Genomic DNA, 19,803 nt, shown 5'->3' on the forward strand with positions numbered 1-19,803 from the left:
CCGACTACCGTTTTCTTCGGCGGACCGGCGTCGATACCGTCCAGCAGCTCCGTCTCGAGGAGTCGCGTCGATGGCGTCACTCGGTCGGTTCTCCGAGACGCCGTACGAAAATGCGGTCGGCGATCTCGGTCGGCAATTGGTGGGTAGCGCCGTCGACGTCGACTTCGATCAGGCCGACGGGAGAGACCGCCGTGACGCACAGCGTCACCGACGGACGGATTCCGATGTCGTCGAGAGAGGCGAGTTCCTCGTCGGTCGCTCGAACTCGTTCGACGTGGACCCGCGTCCCAGCGTCCATCGACCCGAGCGACGGCCACGCCGAACGCGGCGGTGACGGCGTCTCGTTCGGGATCGGATCGCCGTGCGGATCGACACGCGGTTCGCCGAGAAACGACCAGAGCTGTGCGGCGAGTCGGTCGCTCAGGTGATGTTCGAGTCGATCGGCTTCCTCGTGGACCTCGTACCACCGGTAGTCGAGACAGTCGACGAGAAACGTCTCGAGGAGGCGGTGGTTCCTGACGACGCGTACCGCGACCGCCTCGCCGCGCTCGGTCAGGGTGACCGGTCGGTGTTTCTCCCGATCGATCAGGTCGGCGGCCGCGAGCGTCTCGAACATGCTCGAGACCGTCGGTGGCGTCACGTCGAGGGCAGCCGCGACGTCGGCGGTCCAGACCGGCTCCTCCGTCTCGGTCTGGCGCTCGTAGATCGCCGTCAGGTAGTCTTCCATGACCGGTGTGATCTCGGCGTCGTCCGTACTCTCGGCCATCGTGGATCACTCCGTCAACTGGTCGTCCGGAACCGTTCGAGTCGCCTCGGTGCTAGCTCGTGACTGGACCTTCCCGAGGAGTATCGTCCCGATATAGATCCCGACGGCGACGAGCACGATCGTTCCGCCCGCCGTCGCCTCGTACTGGTAGGAGAGGGTGATACCGACGAGGACCGCGAGCTGTGCCAGGACGACCGACGCCAGCAGCGCCTCTCGAAAGCCGCGTGCGAACTGGGCGGCGCTGGCGACGGGGACGACGAGCATCGCCGCGACGAGGATGACGCCCATGATCTGCATCGCACCGACGACGACCATCGCCGTGAGCATCACCATCAGTCGGTTGTACCAGGGGACGCTGAGGCCGGAGACCCGCGCAGCGGTCTCGTCGAACGTCACGTACAGCAGCTGTTTGTAGGTCAGCGTGACGACGAGCGAAACGATGGCGAAGAGGACAACCAGAATGATGGCGTTCCCCCGAGAGACCGTCGCCAGATTCCCGAACAGGTACTGGTTGATGCCGACCGCGAGGCCGCCGGTGTTGATGCTGATCAACACGGCGCCGAGTGCGAACCCGGTCGAGAGGACGATCGCCATCGAGACGTCGTTGTACGCGTCCGTCACCTCGGAGATCAACTCGATCGCGAGCGCGGCGATCATCGCCACGACGACGGCCGTAACGTACGGCGAGATGCCGGTTCCGAACGTCGCGTTGACGAACAGTCCGACCGCGACCCCGGCGAAGGCGGTGTGAGCCAGCGCGTCGCCGATGAGCGCGAGTTGGCGGTGGACGAGAAAGGTCCCGATCAGCGGCGCCATCAGGGCGATGAGCGCACCGACGAGGAACGCGTGGTGCATGAACGTGTACTCGAGCATGCCGATACCGAACGTCTCGCCGAGCCACCCGAGACCGTCGCTCCACCGCTCGATCAACCAGTCGAGTGCGTCGTAGGGAGCGCTCGCGACGCCGGGAACGACCGCTGGAGGAGTCACGACATCACCACCCCGTCGTCGCGGCGAACGTTCGTCCCGTAGGCCCGATCCAGCGCGTCGCTGTCGGCGAACGCGACGGGGTCGCCGTCGAAGTACAGCTCGCGGTTGAGACAGATCACGCGCGAGGTGTGCTCGAGTACGGCCCCGATATCGTGTTCGACCAGCAGAATCGTCATTCCGTCGTCGTTGAGCGCCTCGAGCAGCTCGAAGAAGGCGTCCACGGACTCGGCGTCGACGCCGACCGTCGGTTCGTCGAGGACGAGCAGTTCGGCCTCGCCGGCGAGCGCACGAGCGATGTACGCCCGCTGGCGTTGGCCGCCGGAGAGGTGGGTGATCTTTCGGTCGGCGAGGTGATCGATACCGACGGTCCGGAGCGCCTGCCGGGTTCGCTCGCGGTCGTCGCTCGTGACGCGACCGAAGCCGGCGTGGGGAAATCGTCCCATCAGGACGACTTCCGCGACGGTGATCGGCATTCGTTTCGTGTTCTCGGTGACGTCCTGGGCGACGTAGCCGACCTTCTCGCGCTCGGCGAACGCACGCGCGGGGTGGCCGAGCAGCTCGACACTGCCACCGTCGGGATCGGACAGCCCGAGGAGAAGTCGCAACAGCGTGCTCTTTCCGGAGCCGTTGGGACCGATAATTCCGACGTACTCGCCGCGATCGACGGTGAGCGAGACGTCCTCGAGGACGGCACTCGCCGTGTACCCGAACGAAACGTCGTCAATGTCGACGACTCGGTCGGCTCGGTCTCCGCGGTCGTTGGTGGTGTCTGGAGTCATTGCAATCTCACGGCTCGAAGTTGCGGCCGTAGTCCTCGTGTGTCACTTCGTCGGGCGATGCGGCGTCTACGAGCAGGCGAAACGTCGGCATGTTGACGTTGCGTGCGATATCGAAGTAGCCCCAGTCGCGATCCACCCACGACTCCGCCGTGCCGGCGTAGGGTGTTACGGGGTAGTAGGCCTCGACGTCCGTCTGCTCGAGCAACTGTCGCGCGGGCCGGATCGGTTCGAACACCGCGGCACCGATGTGCCGGATGTCGTTGTCCGCGATCGTGTCCTGTGCCCGCTGCATATCGGCCGGACGGACGTCGTCGTTGGCGGCGAGATTGACCACGAGCGGCTCGAGCGTGGCGTCGTAGCGCCGACCCACGTATTCGAAGGCGTTGTGTGCAGCCAGGAAGACGACGTCGCGTTCGGCTGCGTCGAAGATGGCTTGCCACTCCTCGTCGAGGGTCTCGAGTTCCGATCTGAGGTCGTTGGCGTGCTCGGCGAACGCGTCCCCGTGATCCGGTGCGACCTCGGTCAGTCCGTCGGCGATGTTGTCGACCGACTTCATCGCTCGCTCGGGATCGAGCCAGAAGTGAGGGTCCTTCGCGTCGCCGACGGCCTCGTCGTCTTCGACGGTCTCGGCGAGATCGATCAGTTCGATCCCCTCTCGAGCGTTGATCAGGTGCGTCTCCTGGGCTTCGTCCTGGACGGTGTCGATCGCTCGATCGGCCCACGGCTGGAAGTCGGGCCCGACGTAGATGAAGGCGTCCGCGTCGGTGATATCTCGCTGGATGGATGGATCGGGCTCCCAGCCGTGGCCGTGCATCCCCGTCGGAACGAGGTTTGCGATCGTCACCGGCGTCTCGTCTGCGATCTGCCTCGCGAAGTCGTAGAACGTGAAAAACGACGCGACTGAGACGTTCCGTTCGTCGTCCGAGTCGCCGAGGCAGCCCGCAACGCCGGCGAGCGGTGCGCTACCGGCCGCCGTTAGGAACCGTCGGCGCGACCAGCGACGGTCGCGGGAACGATGATCGGTCATTGCGTGTGAAACCGGCACGACGAACGATATAATTATTTCTATCGAATTTAGAGATTAGATGAGTCTAATTCAATTGTGCGCGGTACATGGCAACGATCACTACGAATCACAGCGCACGGCCACACCGTTCGTTGACGATACCGTTCGGTGGCCGTCCCAGTACAGATTCGACGGCCGCTGCGATCGTTCTAACGGCGGAGCGCCAACGGGTGCAAAAGCGCAACCGCCGGCCGTCGGTTACGTCGACCGACCGCGTATCCGACGTCGCGTCGTAACCGGACGCCGGCTGCCGCTGCCTACCGGATGGCCGTCACCGAGCACGATCGTATCCGGTGTCAGAGTCGTCAGCGGGGTCCGGCTCCGTTCGTGCACGATCGCCTCCAACGGAACCTATTAGTTCGCTTCAGCTAACTCGATTGTTAGCACCATCTAAATCACTGCTATTTCTTCACCCGATTTGGAGGTTGCGGAAAGGAGGATCGAAATCCAGACACTACTCCCTGCCGAGCGTGTGGAACTCGTCGTTCGGTCGCATCCCTGCGAACATCGCCAGTCGGTTGCTCAGGTTGTAAAACGCCGTGACGGCCCCGATATCCCAGATCGCCTCCTCGCCGAATCCGGCCTCGCGGAGGGCCTCGAGATCCTCGGCTTCCACCGCGGTCGGCCGCTCGGTGAGCGTGACGGCGACGTCGAGCATCGTGCGGTGGGCGTCGCCGATATCCGCGGTTCGGTAGTTGGCGACCAGTTGGTCGGCCAGCGTCGGATCGTCGGCGTAGATCCGGACGAGCGCGCCGTGGGCGACGTTGCAGTAGTAGCAGTGGTTGACGCCCGAAACCGCGACGATGATCATCTCGATCTCCTCGCGCTCGAGGGCGGTGTCCTCGACCAGCGCGTCGTGGTACTCGAAAAAGGCGCGGAAGTGGGAGGGCTTGTGCGCCATCGCCGCGAAGACGTTGGGGGTGAATCCCGCGCGATCGGTTTCGTCTTCGATCCGCTCGCGGAGGTCGTCGGGGAGGTCCTCGAGGTCGGGAACGGGAAAGCGGTCCATCGCGTCCTCGTTCAACACCGGATCGTCGGCGGCGTCGCGTTCGGTCATAGCTCCCAATTCAGGACAGGAGACCATAACTCGTGGTGTGCGGGTCGTCGATCGACGACGGTCGTCTACTCGCCTTCGGGACAGCCGCCCTCGGCGACGGCAGCGTCACGGACGGTCTCGAGCCCCGGCGCAGCGAGCAGGTGGGCCGAACAGTCGCAGTCGGAGGCCCCGAACGCGGCGACCGGATCGCCGGGGAGTCGGTCGGCCAGTTCGCACTCCCGGTCGGCGTCGGGAACGTGATCGCGGTCTCGAGAGTCGTCCCGGGATGGCCGAGCAGATAGTCGATGTGCCAGTGGCGTTCTCGCGAGCGGAGCGAGTGAGAGCTTGTCGGAGCTTGCTCCGACAGCGAGTGTCGCGGTCGCCCGCGGCGAGTTCGCGGTGGTGGTCTCGCGAGCGGAGCGAGTGAGACTTCGTCGGTGCTTCGCTCCGACGGCTGTCGACGCGAGCGAAGCCGCCGGGGCCGAACGCGCTGCCGACGTAGGCGTACGTACCGGCGGCGAACTCGACCGCTCCCAGCGCGCCGACGTCGATGGTCGTCGCTCGGGGGAGGTCGGCGATGAGAACGTAGGTGCCGCTCATACGCGATATCGTGGATACTGCGGCAAAAACAGCGATGATTCGGACGGCTCGAGATGCGGCCGTGCGGATTAGTCGCGGTAGTGGTCGCCGCGGGTCTCTTCGTCCGCCTCTTGCTCGTTTTCGTGGACGTGCCGACGGTTTTCCACGTCCTCGTCGGATTGCTGCGTGTGTTGCTGGTCGCCACCGGAGCGTGGAGCGGTCCCCTCGTCGCCACCGCTCGTCGGGGACGGCCGTTCGCGCTGGCGGTTCCAGTCACGCGTGTGAGAGCCGCGGGAGCCGCGCGATTCCTCGCGCCGCGTCTCGTGATCCAGCGAGCTCCGGGTCCGGTCTCTCTCCGGTTCGTCCGTCCAGTCGCCCCGCTCGGATCGCTGGCGCTGCTGGGGCTGCTCGAGGCCGCCGCCGGACTGATTCCCCTCCTGGAACTGCTCGGGATCGTAGTCGGCGTCGCCGTGCTGGCTGGGGGACTGCTGTCGTCGCTGGTCCTGTCGGTCGGACTGGGACCGACGATCGCCGTGGCCGCGCTGTCGGCCCTGCCGACCGGATTGGTCCTGGTGCTGTTGCCCGCGCTGGCCCTGACTCTGCTGTCCGAACTGGGAGTCGCCGCTCTCTCGAGCCTCCTGGCGCCGTTCGTGACTGCGCTGGAAGCCCTGCTGGCTGCCGCCGCGCTGTGAGAAGTCCTGATTCTCGCCACGGTGCCCGCGCTGGCGGCGCTGTTCCTGGTGCTGGTCGCGATACCCGCGCTGCTGACGATCCTGCTGGTCGAGTTGGTCCTGCATCTCCGGCCCACCGCGGGGCTGGCGGTCGGCACTACCGCGGTCCTGTTGCGGTTCCTGTCGCTGCTGGGACTGCTGACGCTGCTGGCCCTGGGACTGCCGGCGTCGCTGCCCCTGAGGCTGTTGGCTGCGCTGCTGTCCCTGCGGTTGTCGGCCGCGCTGCTGGTCCTGCTCGCGACCCCGTCGACCCTGCTGGTCCTGTCGCTGGCCCTGTTGACGGAACTGCGACTGATCGCCCTGCTCTTGGCGCTCCGTTCGCCGGGCGACGCCGCCGTACTCGAGGTTCGCCTCCTCGCTCACGCCCGGTTCGAACTGACTGCCGGGGTGGTCCCGTCGCTCACGACGGGACTGTTCGCGACCGCCGTGTTGGTCGTACTGCCCCTGCTGTCGGCCACGTCCCTGCTCGTTCCGGGGTTGGACGCCCTGACCGGTCTGCCGGGCCTGCTGACCCCGCTGTCGATTCGGCTCGCGGCCCTGCTGGGGTCGCTGTCCCTGTGGGTCTCGCTGTTGGTCCCGGGACTCCGGCGGCCCTCGATGTCCCTGTTGGGGCTGGTGGCCGCCCTGGCTACGTTGCTGGGACTGTCCACGACCCGGATGGTAGGACTGCTCACCGCCGTGGTGTGCGCGCTGGTCCCGCTGGCCGCCCTGAGTCTGACCGGACTGCTGGCTGCGCTGTCCTTGGTCGGGCTGCTGGCTGCGCTGTCCCTGATCGCGCTGTTGTGGCGGCCCGTACTGCCCCTGCTGAGGCTGGCCGGCCTGTGGCTGCTCGTACTCCTGTCGATCCCGCCAGGCTTCGCCGCCGTACTCGAGGCTCCCTTCCTCGAGCGCGTTGGTTTCGAAACCGTCGCGTTGGCCGCCACCCTGCTGGGATCGGCCGCGAGTCGTTCGCTGGGAGTCCTGCTGGCCCCGCATCTGCTGCCGGTCCCGTCGGCCCTGCTGGGGCTGTTGACCCTGCTGTCCCTGCGCTCGCTGTCGATCCTGCTGACCGTGTCCGCCACGGCCGGCTTCCTCGCGCCGGCCCCGGCGACGGTCGTCCATCGATCGCTGGTCGCCGGACGGACCGCGGGCCTCGCCGCTGTCGCTCCCCTGACGGCTGTACAGGCCGTGCATCCAGCCGCGGTCGTCGGCGTCCCGTCGCTGCTCGTCTCTCCCGCCCGACTCGCGATACCGATCGCTTCGATCACCGCCGTCGCTCGCGTATTTACCGTCCCGGTCCCGCGTTCGTCGCCGGTCTCGTCGGTCGTTTCGGTCGTTCATGACGTTGAAGTGGATCCGTGTTCGGTCGCGAATCGCTTCGCTCTCGGTCGGTGTCGATTCGAGTTGCTCACGTCCTGTCTACCGCGTACCGGCCGCCGTTCGCCGACGGCGCTGTCGTGCCGGTATCGAACGTTCCAGCTTCGAGCGAATAAAACCAGAGCGTGAGTTCGCGTGCAGCGCAACCGGATCCGTTAGCGCCGGTCGAAACCGCCTCGAGACGAGGGTGCATCGCCGGAGCCCGTTCGCCCACCCGGCGGCGGCCCGAACGCCAGCAACCCGCGGACGGGTTCGTACTCGTAGGAGACCCACTGTGGAAGGTGCTGAGCGCCGACCAGTTTCCGGACGCCGAGCTGTCTGAACCGGGCGTCCGGCTCGCGGTGATCGGTCAGCCGAAGATCGACGATGCCGTCGAACAGCGAGTCGTTCACTGACGCCCGTTCGTCGTGTGCGTCTCGTCCGGCGACGATCGGCACGTAGCGGGCCTTACAGACCGTCGCCCGGGTCTCCGCGACGAAGTCGTGGACCTGTTGTCGCTCGTGACGGCGCTCGAGTTCGTCCAGCGAATCGATCGTCACCAGCCCGGTCTCTGTCATCTCGAGGTCGTCGAGCGTCTCGGTCAGCGTGGTCGTTATCGCCTCGATATCGGTCGGGTCCTCGACGGCGACGATCGATTCGGCGGCCGCCTCGCCGACGAACTCGAGCCACGAACTCCGCCGCTCGAGGAAGGCGTCGCGATCCGCGAGCTGGTGGGTGAAACAGTCGACGATCCGGAGCCGATCGTTCTCGAGGGCGGGCAGGACGTTCCAGCCGCTCTCGAAGAACCGCTCGAGGACCGCCGTCGGCGGCGTGGTGACGGTCACGACCACCACGGGTTCCCCTCGCTCGAGTGCGCGCCACGCGAGTTCGGTCAGGCACTCGTCCCGACGGGTGCCCGCCTCGCCGGCACAACAGACGAACGAGTCCGCCGGAACGCCGTTAGGAACGAGCGAGTCCAGGGGTTCGACGCCCGTGACGACGCGCTTGTACGCGTTCGGATCGGGCACCGTCTCCTCGCTCTCGACGGCCTCGAGACAGGCGGCCGAACAGACGTAGCCGTCGTCGGTCTCTTTCGGATCGCTCGGAATCGGATAGCGGCAGTGGTCACACTCGAGGGGACGGTCACCGGCCCGATCCGACCGCAGTTGCGATGACATGTCGATAGACAGTACGGCGGAGAGCGAAAAAGAACCAGTTCGCCGCGCCGGCGACTGTCTCGCTCGAGAGAACGTTCCTGCGCTGAGAGAACGTTCGTGTGATGGGAGGGCCTTCGTGTGCGCTGACCGGAGTCCGGAGCGATCCAACGGTCAACGGCCGGTTTCGAACGCCGCGACCGTCGGATCTTTCAGCGGGTGGAGCGACGGTCGGGTATGGACACGGCACTCGTCATCGGCGGCACGCGCTTTATCGGTCGCCACCTCGTCGAGGAGTTGCTCGAGCACGGCTACGACGTGACGCTACTGAATCGCGGCAATCACGAGAACCCGTTCGAGAGCGACGATCGAGTCGCGCGCGTCGAGGGCGACCGGACGAACGACTCGGTGCTCGAGGCGGCCGCCACCACGGTCGACCCCGACGCAGTGTTCGACTGCGTCGCCTACTACCCGAAGGACGTCCGTGCGGCCACCGGGATCTTCGCCGACTGTGAGGCCTACGTCTACATCTCGAGCGGCGCGGCCTACGGTCGCGAGGACATCCCCAAGCGCGAGGACGAGACGCCGCTCGAGTCCTGTACGTCCGATCAGGCCGTCGACGACGCGTACGAGAGCTACGGAAATCGCAAGGCTGAGGGCGACCGTGCGGTCGTCGCGGCCGCGGAGCGGGGAACCAGGGCGATGAGCGTCCGACCGCCGATCGTCTACGGTCCGCACGACTACACCGAGCGACTGGACTGGTGGATCGACCGGGTGAACCGGTTCGACCGCGTCGTCGTCCCGGGCGACGGGACGAACGTCTGGCACCGCGCGTACGTCGAAGACGTCGCGAGCGCGCTGCGGATCGTCGCCGAACGCGGCGAGGCCGGCGAGGCGTACAACGTCGGCGATCGGCGACTGGTGACGCTCGAGGAGATGGGAGAGCTAATTGCGGACCGACTGGGGACGGATGTAGAAATCGTCACCGCCGGCGCCCGCGAACTCGCGGCCTGCGATATCGCGCTCGAGGACTACGTCCTCTACCGGGAGTACCCGCACGTCCTCTCGACGGCGAAACTCGCCGCGCTGGGCTGGGAGTCGACGTCGCTCGAGGAAGCGATGGAACGGTCGGTTGACTCCCACCTCGAGAGCGACCGCGACGGCAGCGAACACGGGCCGGATCGAGCGGACGAGGAGCGCGTACTGGGGATTCTGGACACCGTCTGAGTCGAGACGCCGTTCGAATCGATGGACGGTCCGCCCCGACGACAGGAAAAACACATAGCCCGCCGGTGAGTCAGGGGTTGTATGTTCGAGAAATCGACGTGGATTCGCTTGCCGCGAAACGTCGTCGTCGGCCACGGCGTCATCGATCGGGTGGTCGACGTCATCGACGACCTGCACCTCCAGGGGCGGCCGCTGTTCGTGACCAGTCCGACGCCGCGAGAGGTCGCTGCAGACCCCATCGCTGCGGATTTCGAGGCCGCGGGGATCGATCCCGCGGTCGTCACGATCGAGGAGGCGACGTTCGACGCCGTCGAGGACGTGATCGATATCGCCGAGGCCGAGGAGGTCTCCTACCTCGTCGGGATCGGCGGCGGGAAGGCCATCGACATCGCCAAGATGGCGAGTCACCACCTCGAGATGGGCTTTCTCTCGGTTCCGACGGCGGCCAGTCACGACGGCGTCATCAGTAACCGCGGCTCCGTTCCGGACGGCGACACCCGCCACAGCGTCGCGGCCGAACCGCCGCTCGCGGTCGTCGCCGATACCGAGGTGCTGGCCCAGGCGCCGTGGGAACTCACGACCGCGGGCTGTGCCGACATCATCTCGAACTACACCGCGGTGATGGACTGGCGGCTCGCAAACCGGCTCAAGAACGTCGAGTACTCCGAGTACGCCGCCGCGCTCTCGGAGATGACCGCCGAGATTCTGGTCGACAACGCGGATCTCGTCCGACCCGGCCTCGAGGAGTCGGCCTGGATCGTCAGCAAGGCGCTCATGTCCTCCGGCGTCGCGATGAGCATCGCGGACTCCTCGCGACCCGCGAGCGGCGCGGAACACCTCTTCTCGCACCAACTCGACCGGCTGGCACCCGGTGCGGCGCTCCACGGCCACCAGGTCGGCGTCGGCTCGATCATGACGGCCTACCTGCACGGCGGCGAGAACGGCATCTGGCGGGATATCCGCGACGCGCTCGACAGCATCGACGCGCCGACGACCGCCGACGAGCTCGGCATCGACGACGAGACGGTGCTCGAGGCGCTGACGACCTGCCACGCGATCCGCGACCGCTACACGATTCTGGGCGACGGGATGGACGAGCGGGCCGCCCGCGAGGTCGCGACGGTGACTGGCGTCATCGACTGACCGCTGCTCCTCAATCCCGATCAGTTCCGACGCCCGATGTCTGAAACGGTCGCGACCGAATCGACCCAAACAATTATCGCCGGCATCGTTGGCAGTGTCTCTTGGTAGCAATGTCCAAAGATATCGCCGAGATCCTCGAGGATGCACCGAGCAACTGGGGGAAATGGGGAGACGACGACGAACTGGGCGCGTTGAACTATCTGACCGAGGAGGAGGTGCTTCGGGGCGTACAGGCCGTCGAAGCGGGAAAGACGTTCACGCTGGGCGTCCCGATCGGCCGTCCGGACGGCGACCCGGTCTGGCCGGGACGGTCGGCGGCGGACCACTACATGGAAGTCGACAAGGGCCACTTCGACGCCGGAAAGTTCGAGATGCCGGGCGCCGCCGGTCTCGAGTACGCCGACGACGTCGTCTACATGTTCCTTCAGGGGTCGACGCAGTTCGACGCGCTCGGCCACGTCTGGTACGACGAGCAGTTGTACAACGGCTTCGACGCGAAGACGACCACGGGCGGGCTCGAGAAGTGCAGTATCGAGCCGATGGCCGACGAAGGCGTCGTCGGTCGCGGCGTCCTGCTCGATATCGCCCGCCATCGGGACAAAGACTGGCTCGTCAAGGGCGAGCGGATCGAACTCGACGACCTGCTCGAGTGCGCCGACGAGCAGGGCGTGGAGCTCCAGAAACGCGACATTCCGATCATCCGCACGGGCTGGATCGAACTGTACTACGAGGAAGGCGAGGAGGCGTTCTACGGCGACGAGTTCGACGAGCCGGGGATCACCTACTCCGAAGAACTCGTCGAGTGGTTCCACGAGATGGAGATTCCCGCCTTCGGGACCGACACCATCGCCAACGAGCAGACGGTCTCCGACGAGACGGAGACCCTGTTACCGCTCCACGGCGCGCTCTTGCGCGACCAGGGCGTGACGTTCAACGAGATCAACCGGCTGGACGAACTCGCCGACGACTGCGCCGAGGACGGGAAGTACGATTTCCTCTACGTCGGCGCGCCGCTGAAGATCGTCCACGGCAGCGGCTCGCCGGTCAACCCGATCGCGATCAAGTGACTCAGACCAATGACCGAGACAACACGACTCGACGCGTATCACGTCTACGAGACGGAGTGGGACGACTACGACCACCTGCGCGAGGCGTTCGAGTGGGAGATGCCGGAGCGATTCAACATGGCGGCGTACGTCTGCGATCGGTGGGCGACGGCGGACCCCGTAGACGGCGGCGAGAGCGGCGACGAACGCGTGGCGCTCTACACCGAAACCGCGGCCGGCGATCGCGATCAGTACACCTACGAGGAGTTCCGCGAGGTGACGAATCGGCTGGCGAACTTCCTCGCCGACGCCGGCATCGAACGCGGCGACCGGATCGGCGTCAACGCACCGCAGACGGCGGAGACGGTGTTCACCCACGTCGCCGCCTGGAAGCTCGGCGCCGTCTCGATCCCGCTGTCGACCCTGTTCGGCCCCGACGCGATCGCCTACCGCCTCGACGACAGCGAGTCGCGGGTCTGCGTCGTCGACGAGTCCAACGTCGACGCGGTTCGCGAGGCGGCCGAAGGCGTTCCGTCGCTCGAGCGGGTGGTGACGGTCGGCGACGTCGATACCGAAAGCGGAGCCGACGAGGCGGTCGACGCGGAAACCGACTTCTGGGACGCGATCGAGGATCGCTCGAGCGAGTTCGAGACCGTCGACACGGACGCCGAGGACGACGCGATCATCATGTACACCAGCGGCACGACGGGCGAACCGAAGGGCGTTCGCCACGCCCACCGGATGCTGCTCGGCCACCTGCCGCTCTTTCTGACGACGTTCTGTAACCTCGAGTTGGGCGACGACGACGTCTACTACACCCCCGCGGAGTGGGCGTGGATCGCCTCGCTGTTCGACGTCGTCGTGCCGGGACTGTACTACGGGAAGCCGATCGTCGCGTACGATGGCGGCCAGTTCGACCCCGACGACGCCTTCGAGATCCTCGAGCGCTACGACGTGACGAACTTCTTCGCGCCGCCGACGGCGCTCCGGATGCAGATGCAGGTCGAGAATCCGGGAGAGCGGTACGACATCGACTCCGTCCGCGTGATCCCCAGCGGCGGGGAGTCCCTCGGTCAGAGCATCGTCGACTGGGCCGAGGAGACGTTCGACGGCGCGGCGGTCCACGAGGGGTACGGCCAGACCGAGGCGAACCTCCTCGTCGGCGACTGTACGGCCCTCGCGGAGTTCCGGGAGGGGAAGATGGGACTCGCCGCGCCGGGTCACGACGTGCGGATCGTCGATCCGGACACGGCGGAGCCCACGGTGGAAACGGGAGAGATCGGCGAAATTGCGGTCAGATACGAGGGCAATCCGGTCTGCTTCAAGGAGTACCTCAACAAGCCCGAGCGGACGGCTCGCAAGGTCCGGAACGGCTGGCTGCTCACGGAGGACCTCGGGACGGTCGACGAGGACGGCTACTTCACGTTCAAGAGCCGCAAGGACGACGTGATCATCAGCGCCGGCTACCGCATCGGCCCCGAGGAGATCGAGGAGAGTCTGGCCGGCCACGAGGCGGTCGCCGACGCCGCTGTGATCGGCATCCCCGACGACGAACGCGGCGAGGTGCCGAAAGCGTTCGTCGTCACCGCCGACGGGACGGATCTCGAGGACGGCGGCGGCGGCGACGATTCCGAGACGCTCGAAGACACGCTGCAAGAGCACGTCAGAACTCGGCTCGCCCAGTATGAGTACCCCCGAGAGATCGAGTTCGTCGACGAACTGCCGAAGACGGCGACCGGAAAGGTTCGGCGGGCCGACCTGCGCGAGGAGGAGGGACTCGAGTAGGGTCGGAACGGACTCCGAGGCCGCAGTCGCGGTCGGACGCCGGTCGCGACGATCAGACGTGTTCGTCGAGGAAGTCCGCGATTTCGGAGTAGGCCTCGATGCGGTTCTCGAGCTTCGAGAAGCCGTGCCCCTCGTCGTCGAAGATCAGTTTCCGGACGGGAACGCCCTGTTCGGCCGCCCGCTCGGCGATCTGTTCGGCCTCGCCGACGGGGACGCGGGGATCGTTCGCGCCGTGGAGGACGAACAGCGGCGCGTCGATCCGCTCGACGTTGTTCGTCGGTGAAATCTCCTCGAGGAACTCGCGGTCCTCGGCGAGGCTGCCGTACTCGGCTTCGCGGAGTTCGCGCCGCCAGTCGCCGGTGTTCTCGAGGAACGTGACGAAGTTGGCGATGCCGACGACGTCGATTCCGGCGGCCCAGAGGTCGGGGTACTCCGTCAGCGCGGCGAGTACCATAAAGCCGCCGTAGGAGCCGCCCTTGGCGACGATTCGATCGGGATCGACGGCCGGGTGAGCCTGCAACCACTCCACGCAGGCCTCGACGTCCGCGACCGAATCCATGCGCTTCTCGACGTCGTCCAGCGCCGCGTAGTCGGCCCCGTAGCCCGCCGATCCGCGGACGTTCGGTTCGAAGTAGGCGTAGCCGCGATCCGTGAAGTACTGCTTGACGCTCGAGAACGACGGCCGGCGCTGGCTCTCGGGACCGCCGTGGATGTCGACGATGACGGGGACGCCGTCGTCGCTCGCTTCGCCGTCACCCTCCTCGTAGCCGTCGGGGAGGGTGAAGAAGCCGGGGACCTCGAGTTCGTCGAAGCTCTCGACGTGGACCAGTTCGGATTCGTCGAACGATTCGGGCGGGATGCCGGCCGTCGGCGCGCTCGTCCACCGCTCGCTCTCGCCCGTCTCCACATCGACCACGAAGACGTTCGTGTTGACCGCGTCTCCGGTCGTCGACAGCGCGAACCGCTCGGCGTCGGGATCGAAGCTCACGCCGCCGGAGATGCCGCCCGGGAGGTCGGGTTCGGGGAACGTCTCGAACGCGGTCGGATCGTTCCGGTCGAACTCGCCGACGGTGAGGTCGGTGTAGCCCTCCACGTTTCGCGAGAAGACGAACCGGCCCGTCTCGTCGTCCAGCGCGATGCCGCCGACGTTCCACCCCTCTCCCTTCGCGACGGTCTCGAGTTCTCGGGTCTCGAGGTCCAGGTACGCCAGATAGAGCGTATCCGCGTCACCCTCGTCGGTAACGAGATAGATCCCGCCGCCGTCGGGTGCCCAACTGGCGCTCCGGTAGCGGACGTCGCCCTCGTGGGGAGTGAGGTGCTCGAGTTCGGGGTCGCGCTCGAGGTCGAGCACGTAGAGGTCCTGATCGAAGTTGGAGTACGCCTGCGAGACGAGCAGTCTGGAGTCGTCGGGGCTCCAGCCCGACAGCGAGAGCCAGCCGTCGCCCTCGTAGAGGAGTTCGGCCGCATCGCCGGTCTCGTCGCGGTTCTGGACGTAGATGTCGAAGACCGACTCGTCGCGGCGGTTCGAGGCGAAGGCGAACCGCTCGCCGTCGTGGCTCCAGCCGCCCCAGCGGTGTTTCGCGCGAGCGATGCGAGCGCGAGGCTCGTTGCGGCTCGCAGAGCCGCAACGTTGTTTGGCGTCCGGTTTCGCGGTCAGATTCGTGACCTCGCCCGTTTCGGCGTCCAATCGGAAGAGTTGGGCGCGCTCGTTGCCGCCCTCGTCCATCCCGAAGATCAGTTCCGGCCGCTCCGGCGACCAGGAGGCGAACGACACCTGCTCGTCGTAGAACGTTCGCTGTTCGGGCCAGGAGCGGGGAGCCTCGAGCGTCCAGAGCTGTGCGGTTCCGGTGGTGTTCATCAGAAACGAGAGGCGCTCGCCGTCGGGGCCGAACGACGCGCCGTACGCGCTTCGAATGTTGAGGTAGCGTTCGATCTCGTAGCTGCCCATACCACAGCCTCTCGACTCGGCGCGGTAGTGGTTTTGGTTGCGGAACGCCCGCTGTCGTCCTGAAAGACCGGATCGGCGGACAGTTTTCCAGCAGTGACGCTCAATATACCAGATATCTTATGTTCGGGATACCGGTCTAATCCACCGTTACAGCGATGCTCGATTTCGGGCCAAGAAGTCGTATTTCGGCGTCTCTGGCCGGTTTCACCGCGTTCGTGATGACATATCGCGTGTCACTGTCCACCGCGAGATGGTTTGCTACGCGTAACAAAACGCCTCGAGGTGACTAGGTCCGGACGATGCAAGATAAGGGTGAAAACAGCGGTGACGAAGACGGCGTCGCCTCGAGCGCGGCGGTGCTCGTGACGGTGCTGGTCGTGCTCGTCGCGTTCGGCGTGACCCTCGCCGTCGTCGGCACCGGACTCTCGCCTGGAGAGACGTCGCCTACCAACGAAAGCGACACCGAGACGCCCGTAAACGTGAGCGACGACGATCCGGTCGATCTCGGCGACGAACTCGTCGGTAACGAATCGAACGAGAGCGAGGAGTCGGGCGGCGAGGATGGCGACGAAGCGGACGACGATGCGGGAAACGAGAGCGACGAGGCGGACGATGAGGAAGTGGACGAGGATGACGAGGCGGACGACGACGAAGCGGATACGGAGACCGACGATGACGAGGCGGACGAGAACGCGACCGACGACGGTGAGGACGAAGACACGAACGAGGAGAGCGATGCGGACGACGCGAACGAAAGCGACGACGACGGCGGAGACGCGGACGATGCGGATGACAGCGGAGACGACGATTCCGGGGACAATGACGACAGTATCGTCGATCGAATCACGGGCTTTTTCAGTGACATGCTCGACTTCGGCGACGATACCTAACTGATCGACCGACGGCACTCGAGGGTCTCTTCCTCTCGTCGAATCGAGAAACCGCACTGAGACGGTGCTGTTCCCCGCCGTCGAGAGTCGGAGCCGAACTCGTGGCGGTGTGGTAATCAGAGATCTCTCGTCCGTGTAACGATAGAAACGGCGCGGCTGTTCGAGGGGAACGGCCGAGGATACGCGACGACCAGCACGGCAGTCGAGGAACCGGATCTCGACGGGAACGACGACCGAGAGCGAGGCGACGGGACGGACGACGAGGATCGGAAGGACGATGACGCCGTAACGGCGATGACAGCGACGATACCGACAACGGCAGCGGCGGCGACGAGAGCAAAGGTCGCACCGAATACGACCCGAACGGGTGGGAACCGACGACTCGAGTCGGACGCTGCGCCCCAGTTTCGGGCGTCAGTATCCGACCGGAGTGGCGGTCCGAGCGCTAACTGACCAAAAGAAGTGACTTTTTATCCCGGCGCTACGTCCCGCGCCATATGCGCATCGCGTTCGTCTCGATCGACACGGTTCACCACCGCGATACCGAGACGAACCAGCGGTTTCAGACGATCCTCGAGGTGCTCCGCGATCACGGCCACGACGTCCACTGCTTCTGTGCCCGGTTCTGGGACGACGAGTCACCGACCCTCGAGCGAGACGATATCACCTACCACGCGGTCACCGACGATGTCGACGCGCGCCGAGCGTTCTGTCTGCGACTGCCGTTCGATCTGGCGGCCGCGGGCGTCGATATCGTACACGCGAACGCACAGCCACCGACAACGGTGGTCGCGGCCGATTGGGGCGCGACGCTCGCACGCGCACCGCTGCTCGTCGAGTGGTACGGCGACGGCGGCGTCGCCGACGATCGGTGGACGCGACGAGCGACGAAGCGAGGTGACCGACTCGTCACCCCGTCGGAACTCGTCGCCACGTGGGTCCGCGAGCGCGGGGCCGACGGCGACGTCGTCGAGACGGTTCCGAACCCGATCGACATCGAACGCATTCGGTCGGTGACGCCGGGCGAACGGGTCGACGTGGTCTACGCCCGCCGCCTCGACGAGGGGGCGAACCTCGAGAGTCTGCTGCTCGGTCTGGCGGAGCTTCGCGGCCGCGACTGGTCCACGACCGTCGTCGGCGACGGCCCCGAGCGAGCGGCCTACGAACGCCTCGCGAGCGATCTCCGGATCGACGACCGGATCACGTTCGTCGGCGACCGCTCGCTCGAGGAACGCATCGCGGCCTACCGCGGCGCCCACGTCTTCGCCCAGACGGCCGAACACTGCGTGTTCCCGACGGAGATGTGCTGGGCGCTGGCGTCTGGCTGTGTCGGGATCGTCGAGTACCACGCCGACTCGAGCGCCCACGAACTCGTCGAGGGGTGGGAGCGTGGCTTTCGGACGACGAGCGAGGAGGAACTCGCCGACGCGATTCTCGAGGCCGGCGACCTCGAGTATCGGGAGTTCGACGACCGGTTCGCCGACTACGACGAGTCGGTGGTCGCCGATCGGTATCTCGAGCAGTATCGGACGCTGCAGGACGAGCACGGGCTGTTGTAGGCTCGGCACTCGGCGGATTTCGTTCGGCCCGGTCGTCCGTTCGTACAGAGATACCTATATGTTCGTTCGCGATCAGGATCGGATATGAACGACGAGTGTGAGTTCTGTCGCATCGTCGCCGGCGACCGATCGGCGCACGTGCTTTACGAGGACGACCGAACCGTCGCGTTTCTCGACGCCAACCCGGCCGTGCGGGGACACAGTCTCGTCGTTCCACGCGTCCACGAGCAGGAGTTGCTGGCGGTCGACGACGCGATGGCGCCAGCCGTCTTCGAATCGGTTCGGATCGTCGCGAACGCGCTGGAGACGGTGCTCGATCCCGACGGCTTCAGCGTCTTCCACACCAGCGGACCGCTGGTCGGGACCGTCGACCACGCACACGTCCACCTCCTGCCGCGGATCGTGGACGACGACGTGTCGCTCTCGCTGTCGCGAGACCGACTGGAGGCCGACGACGCGTCGGCGCTGGCGACTCGAGTTCGAGAGTCGGTGTGACGGCGGCCCCTCCCAGCAGTCGAGACGCCACTACCGAGTGCGGTCGAGCGTGAGCGGTTAGAGATCGAACTTCGACGCCGCGGTCTCCATGTCCTTGTCGCCGCGACCGGAGAGGTTCACCAGGATCGTCTCGTGCTCGCCGTCCTCGGCGAGTTGAATCGCCCGGGCGACCGCGTGGCTGGACTCGAGGGCCGGAATGATCCCTTCCGTCTCGCTCAACTCGCGGAACGCGGCGAGCGCTTCCTCGTCCGTGATGCCGGTGTACTCACAGCGGCCGACGGCGCGGAACATGGCGTGTTCGGGGCCGACGCCCGGATAGTCCAGTCCCGCCGAGACGGAGTGGACCTCCACGTCGTCGTCGATCACTCGCGTCTTCATGCCGTGGATGACGTCGTCCCGGCCCTTCGCGAGCGGAGCCGCGTGCCGGGTGGAGTCGCTGCCCTCGCCGCCGCCTTCGGCGCCGTAGAAGTCGACCGGATCCTCGCGGAAGGCGTGAAAGAGCCCGATGGCGTTCGAGCCGCCGCCGACGCAGGCGACGGCCGCGTCGGGCAGGTCGCCCGTTCGGTCCCGGAACTGCTCGCGGGCCTCCCGGCCGATGACGCTCTGGAAGTCCCGAACCATCCGCGGGAACGGGTCGGGGCCGACGACGCTGCCCACGAGGTAGTGGGTGTCGTCGACGTTCTCGGCGAAGTCCTCGAGCGCGGCGTCGACCGCGTCTGCGAGTCCCTGCCCGCCGCGGGTCACCTCGTTCACCTCGGCGCCCATCAGCCGCATCCGGAAGACGTTCATCTCCTGGCGGGCGACGTCTTTCGCGCCCATGTAGATCTCCGTCTCGAGGCCCAGCAGGGCGCCGACCATCGCGGTCGCAGTGCCGTGCTGTCCGGCCCCCGTCTCGGCGATGAGTCGGTCCCGGCCGGCGTGTTTGGCGAGCAGCGCCTGCCCCAGCGCGTTGTTGATCTTGTGGGCGCCGCCGTGGAGCAAGTCCTCGCGCTTGAGGTAGATCTCCGCGCCGTAGCGCTCGCTCAGGTTCCCCGCGTGGTACAGCGGGGTCGGTCGGCCGGCGAACTCCTCGAGCAAGCCGCGCAGCTCCGCCTGAAACGCGTCGCTTTCGGCGACGTCGTCGTAAGCCGTCGCGAGTTGCTCGAGCGGTTCCTGCAGTGGGTCGGGGACGTGTCGCCCGCCGTAGCCCTCGAATGCGCCGTCAGACATACGTCGTGAGTGGAACGCCGATGACAAATACGTTCTGTACCATCGAGAAGACATTGACCTCCTCC

At 66.3% G+C, this 19,803-nt stretch carries 15 protein-coding genes and 2 pseudogenes; 7 read left to right on the forward strand and 10 right to left on the reverse strand.

The window, feature by feature from the left end:
* Positions 1-76: 76 nt before the first annotated feature.
* From ACSFC7_RS23270 to ACSFC7_RS23305, 8 genes and pseudogenes are all read right to left on the reverse strand, one after another.
* Complete coding sequence (locus tag ACSFC7_RS23270; RefSeq protein WP_436345364.1) at positions 77-766, reverse strand: metal-dependent transcriptional regulator; 690 nt, start codon at positions 764-766, stop codon at positions 77-79.
* A 6-nt stretch (positions 767-772) separates the two neighbouring features.
* Positions 773-1,756 (reverse strand): metal ABC transporter permease, encoded by a 984-nt coding sequence (locus ACSFC7_RS23275; protein WP_436345366.1) that lies wholly within the window; start codon positions 1,754-1,756, stop codon positions 773-775.
* A pseudogene (locus ACSFC7_RS23280) lies at positions 1,753-2,430 on the reverse strand (metal ABC transporter ATP-binding protein); the annotation flags it as partial. The gene ACSFC7_RS23275 and the pseudogene ACSFC7_RS23280, both read right to left, overlap by 4 nt.
* Before the next feature lie 112 nt (positions 2,431-2,542).
* Entirely contained in the window at positions 2,543-3,562 is a 1,020-nt protein-coding gene (locus tag ACSFC7_RS23285) for a metal ABC transporter substrate-binding protein (protein ID WP_436345368.1), read from the reverse strand.
* Between the two features lie 493 nt (positions 3,563-4,055).
* Positions 4,056-4,658 (reverse strand): peroxidase-related enzyme, encoded by a 603-nt coding sequence (locus ACSFC7_RS23290; protein WP_436345370.1) that lies wholly within the window; start codon positions 4,656-4,658, stop codon positions 4,056-4,058.
* Between the two features lie 65 nt (positions 4,659-4,723).
* Positions 4,724-5,237: pseudogene (locus tag ACSFC7_RS23295) on the reverse strand (GIY-YIG nuclease family protein).
* A gap of 68 nt (positions 5,238-5,305) precedes the next feature.
* Positions 5,306-7,267, reverse strand: coding sequence for a hypothetical protein (locus tag ACSFC7_RS23300; RefSeq protein ID WP_436345372.1), 1,962 nt, complete (start codon positions 7,265-7,267; stop codon positions 5,306-5,308).
* Between the two features lie 191 nt (positions 7,268-7,458).
* Positions 7,459-8,460 carry an RAD55 family ATPase gene (locus tag ACSFC7_RS23305; protein ID WP_436345374.1) on the reverse strand — a complete coding sequence of 334 codons (1,002 nt, stop codon included), beginning with the start codon at positions 8,458-8,460 and terminating at the stop codon, positions 7,459-7,461.
* A gap of 213 nt (positions 8,461-8,673) precedes the next feature.
* Here ACSFC7_RS23305 and ACSFC7_RS23310 point away from each other — a divergent pair, with 213 nt between their 5' ends.
* The 4 genes from ACSFC7_RS23310 (at position 8,674) to ACSFC7_RS23325 (ending at position 13,637) form a co-directional block, all read left to right on the forward strand.
* Complete coding sequence (locus ACSFC7_RS23310) at positions 8,674-9,663, forward strand: NAD-dependent epimerase/dehydratase family protein (protein ID WP_436345376.1); 990 nt, start codon at positions 8,674-8,676, stop codon at positions 9,661-9,663.
* 81 nt (positions 9,664-9,744) lie between these two features.
* Complete coding sequence (locus tag ACSFC7_RS23315) at positions 9,745-10,806, forward strand: NAD(P)-dependent glycerol-1-phosphate dehydrogenase (protein WP_436345378.1); 1,062 nt, start codon at positions 9,745-9,747, stop codon at positions 10,804-10,806.
* A gap of 110 nt (positions 10,807-10,916) precedes the next feature.
* Complete coding sequence (locus ACSFC7_RS23320; RefSeq protein ID WP_436348026.1) at positions 10,917-11,873, forward strand: cyclase family protein; 957 nt, start codon at positions 10,917-10,919, stop codon at positions 11,871-11,873.
* Between the two features lie 9 nt (positions 11,874-11,882).
* Positions 11,883-13,637 carry an acyl-CoA synthetase gene (locus ACSFC7_RS23325; RefSeq protein ID WP_436345380.1) on the forward strand — a complete coding sequence of 585 codons (1,755 nt, stop codon included), beginning with the start codon at positions 11,883-11,885 and terminating at the stop codon, positions 13,635-13,637.
* Between the two features lie 52 nt (positions 13,638-13,689).
* On the opposite strand, the gene ACSFC7_RS23330 is transcribed toward ACSFC7_RS23325, so the two are convergent.
* Positions 13,690-15,585: a S9 family peptidase gene (locus tag ACSFC7_RS23330; RefSeq protein ID WP_436345382.1), complete on the reverse strand. Its 1,896-nt coding sequence runs from the start codon at positions 15,583-15,585 to the stop codon at positions 13,690-13,692.
* Between the two features lie 299 nt (positions 15,586-15,884).
* On the opposite strand from ACSFC7_RS23330, the gene ACSFC7_RS23335 reads away from it, so the two are divergent.
* The 3 genes from ACSFC7_RS23335 (at position 15,885) to ACSFC7_RS23345 (ending at position 18,529) form a co-directional block, all read left to right on the forward strand.
* Positions 15,885-16,475 (forward strand): hypothetical protein, encoded by a 591-nt coding sequence (locus tag ACSFC7_RS23335; RefSeq protein ID WP_436345384.1) that lies wholly within the window; start codon positions 15,885-15,887, stop codon positions 16,473-16,475.
* Between the two features lie 497 nt (positions 16,476-16,972).
* Positions 16,973-18,034, forward strand: a complete 1,062-nt coding sequence (locus tag ACSFC7_RS23340; protein WP_436345386.1) for a glycosyltransferase family 4 protein — start codon at positions 16,973-16,975, stop codon at positions 18,032-18,034.
* A gap of 84 nt (positions 18,035-18,118) precedes the next feature.
* A complete protein-coding gene (locus ACSFC7_RS23345) occupies positions 18,119-18,529 on the forward strand; it encodes an HIT family protein (RefSeq protein ID WP_436345390.1) in 411 nt (136 codons plus the stop codon).
* Positions 18,530-18,586: 57 nt separating this feature from the next.
* On the opposite strand, the gene trpB is transcribed toward ACSFC7_RS23345, so the two are convergent.
* The gene (gene trpB / locus ACSFC7_RS23350; RefSeq protein ID WP_436345392.1) at positions 18,587-19,738 is read right to left on the reverse strand and encodes a tryptophan synthase subunit beta; all 1,152 of its coding nucleotides are present in this window, start codon (positions 19,736-19,738) and stop codon (positions 18,587-18,589) included.
* Positions 19,739-19,803: the final 65 nt, after the last annotated feature.

Source organism: Natronorubrum halobium (assembly GCF_051351675.1).
Lineage (GTDB): Archaea > Halobacteriota > Halobacteria > Halobacteriales > Natrialbaceae > Natronorubrum.

Coding starts and splice junctions, on each gene's coding strand:
- ACSFC7_RS23270 (WP_436345364.1), bottom strand. CDS start 766: ATGGCCGAGAGTACGGACGACGCCGAGATCACACCGGTCATGGAAGAC.
- ACSFC7_RS23285 (WP_436345368.1), bottom strand. CDS start 3,562: ATGACCGATCATCGTTCCCGCGACCGTCGCTGGTCGCGCCGACGGTTC.
- ACSFC7_RS23290 (WP_436345370.1), bottom strand. CDS start 4,658: ATGACCGAACGCGACGCCGCCGACGATCCGGTGTTGAACGAGGACGCG.
- ACSFC7_RS23300 (WP_436345372.1), bottom strand. CDS start 7,267: ATGAACGACCGAAACGACCGACGAGACCGGCGACGAACGCGGGACCGG.
- ACSFC7_RS23305 (WP_436345374.1), bottom strand. CDS start 8,460: ATGTCATCGCAACTGCGGTCGGATCGGGCCGGTGACCGTCCCCTCGAG.
- ACSFC7_RS23310 (WP_436345376.1), top strand. CDS start 8,674: ATGGACACGGCACTCGTCATCGGCGGCACGCGCTTTATCGGTCGCCAC.
- ACSFC7_RS23315 (WP_436345378.1), top strand. CDS start 9,745: ATGTTCGAGAAATCGACGTGGATTCGCTTGCCGCGAAACGTCGTCGTC.
- ACSFC7_RS23320 (WP_436348026.1), top strand. CDS start 10,917: ATGTCCAAAGATATCGCCGAGATCCTCGAGGATGCACCGAGCAACTGG.
- ACSFC7_RS23325 (WP_436345380.1), top strand. CDS start 11,883: ATGACCGAGACAACACGACTCGACGCGTATCACGTCTACGAGACGGAG.
- ACSFC7_RS23330 (WP_436345382.1), bottom strand. CDS start 15,585: ATGGGCAGCTACGAGATCGAACGCTACCTCAACATTCGAAGCGCGTAC.
- ACSFC7_RS23335 (WP_436345384.1), top strand. CDS start 15,885: ATGCAAGATAAGGGTGAAAACAGCGGTGACGAAGACGGCGTCGCCTCG.
- ACSFC7_RS23340 (WP_436345386.1), top strand. CDS start 16,973: ATGCGCATCGCGTTCGTCTCGATCGACACGGTTCACCACCGCGATACC.
- ACSFC7_RS23345 (WP_436345390.1), top strand. CDS start 18,119: ATGAACGACGAGTGTGAGTTCTGTCGCATCGTCGCCGGCGACCGATCG.
- trpB (WP_436345392.1), bottom strand. CDS start 19,738: ATGTCTGACGGCGCATTCGAGGGCTACGGCGGGCGACACGTCCCCGAC.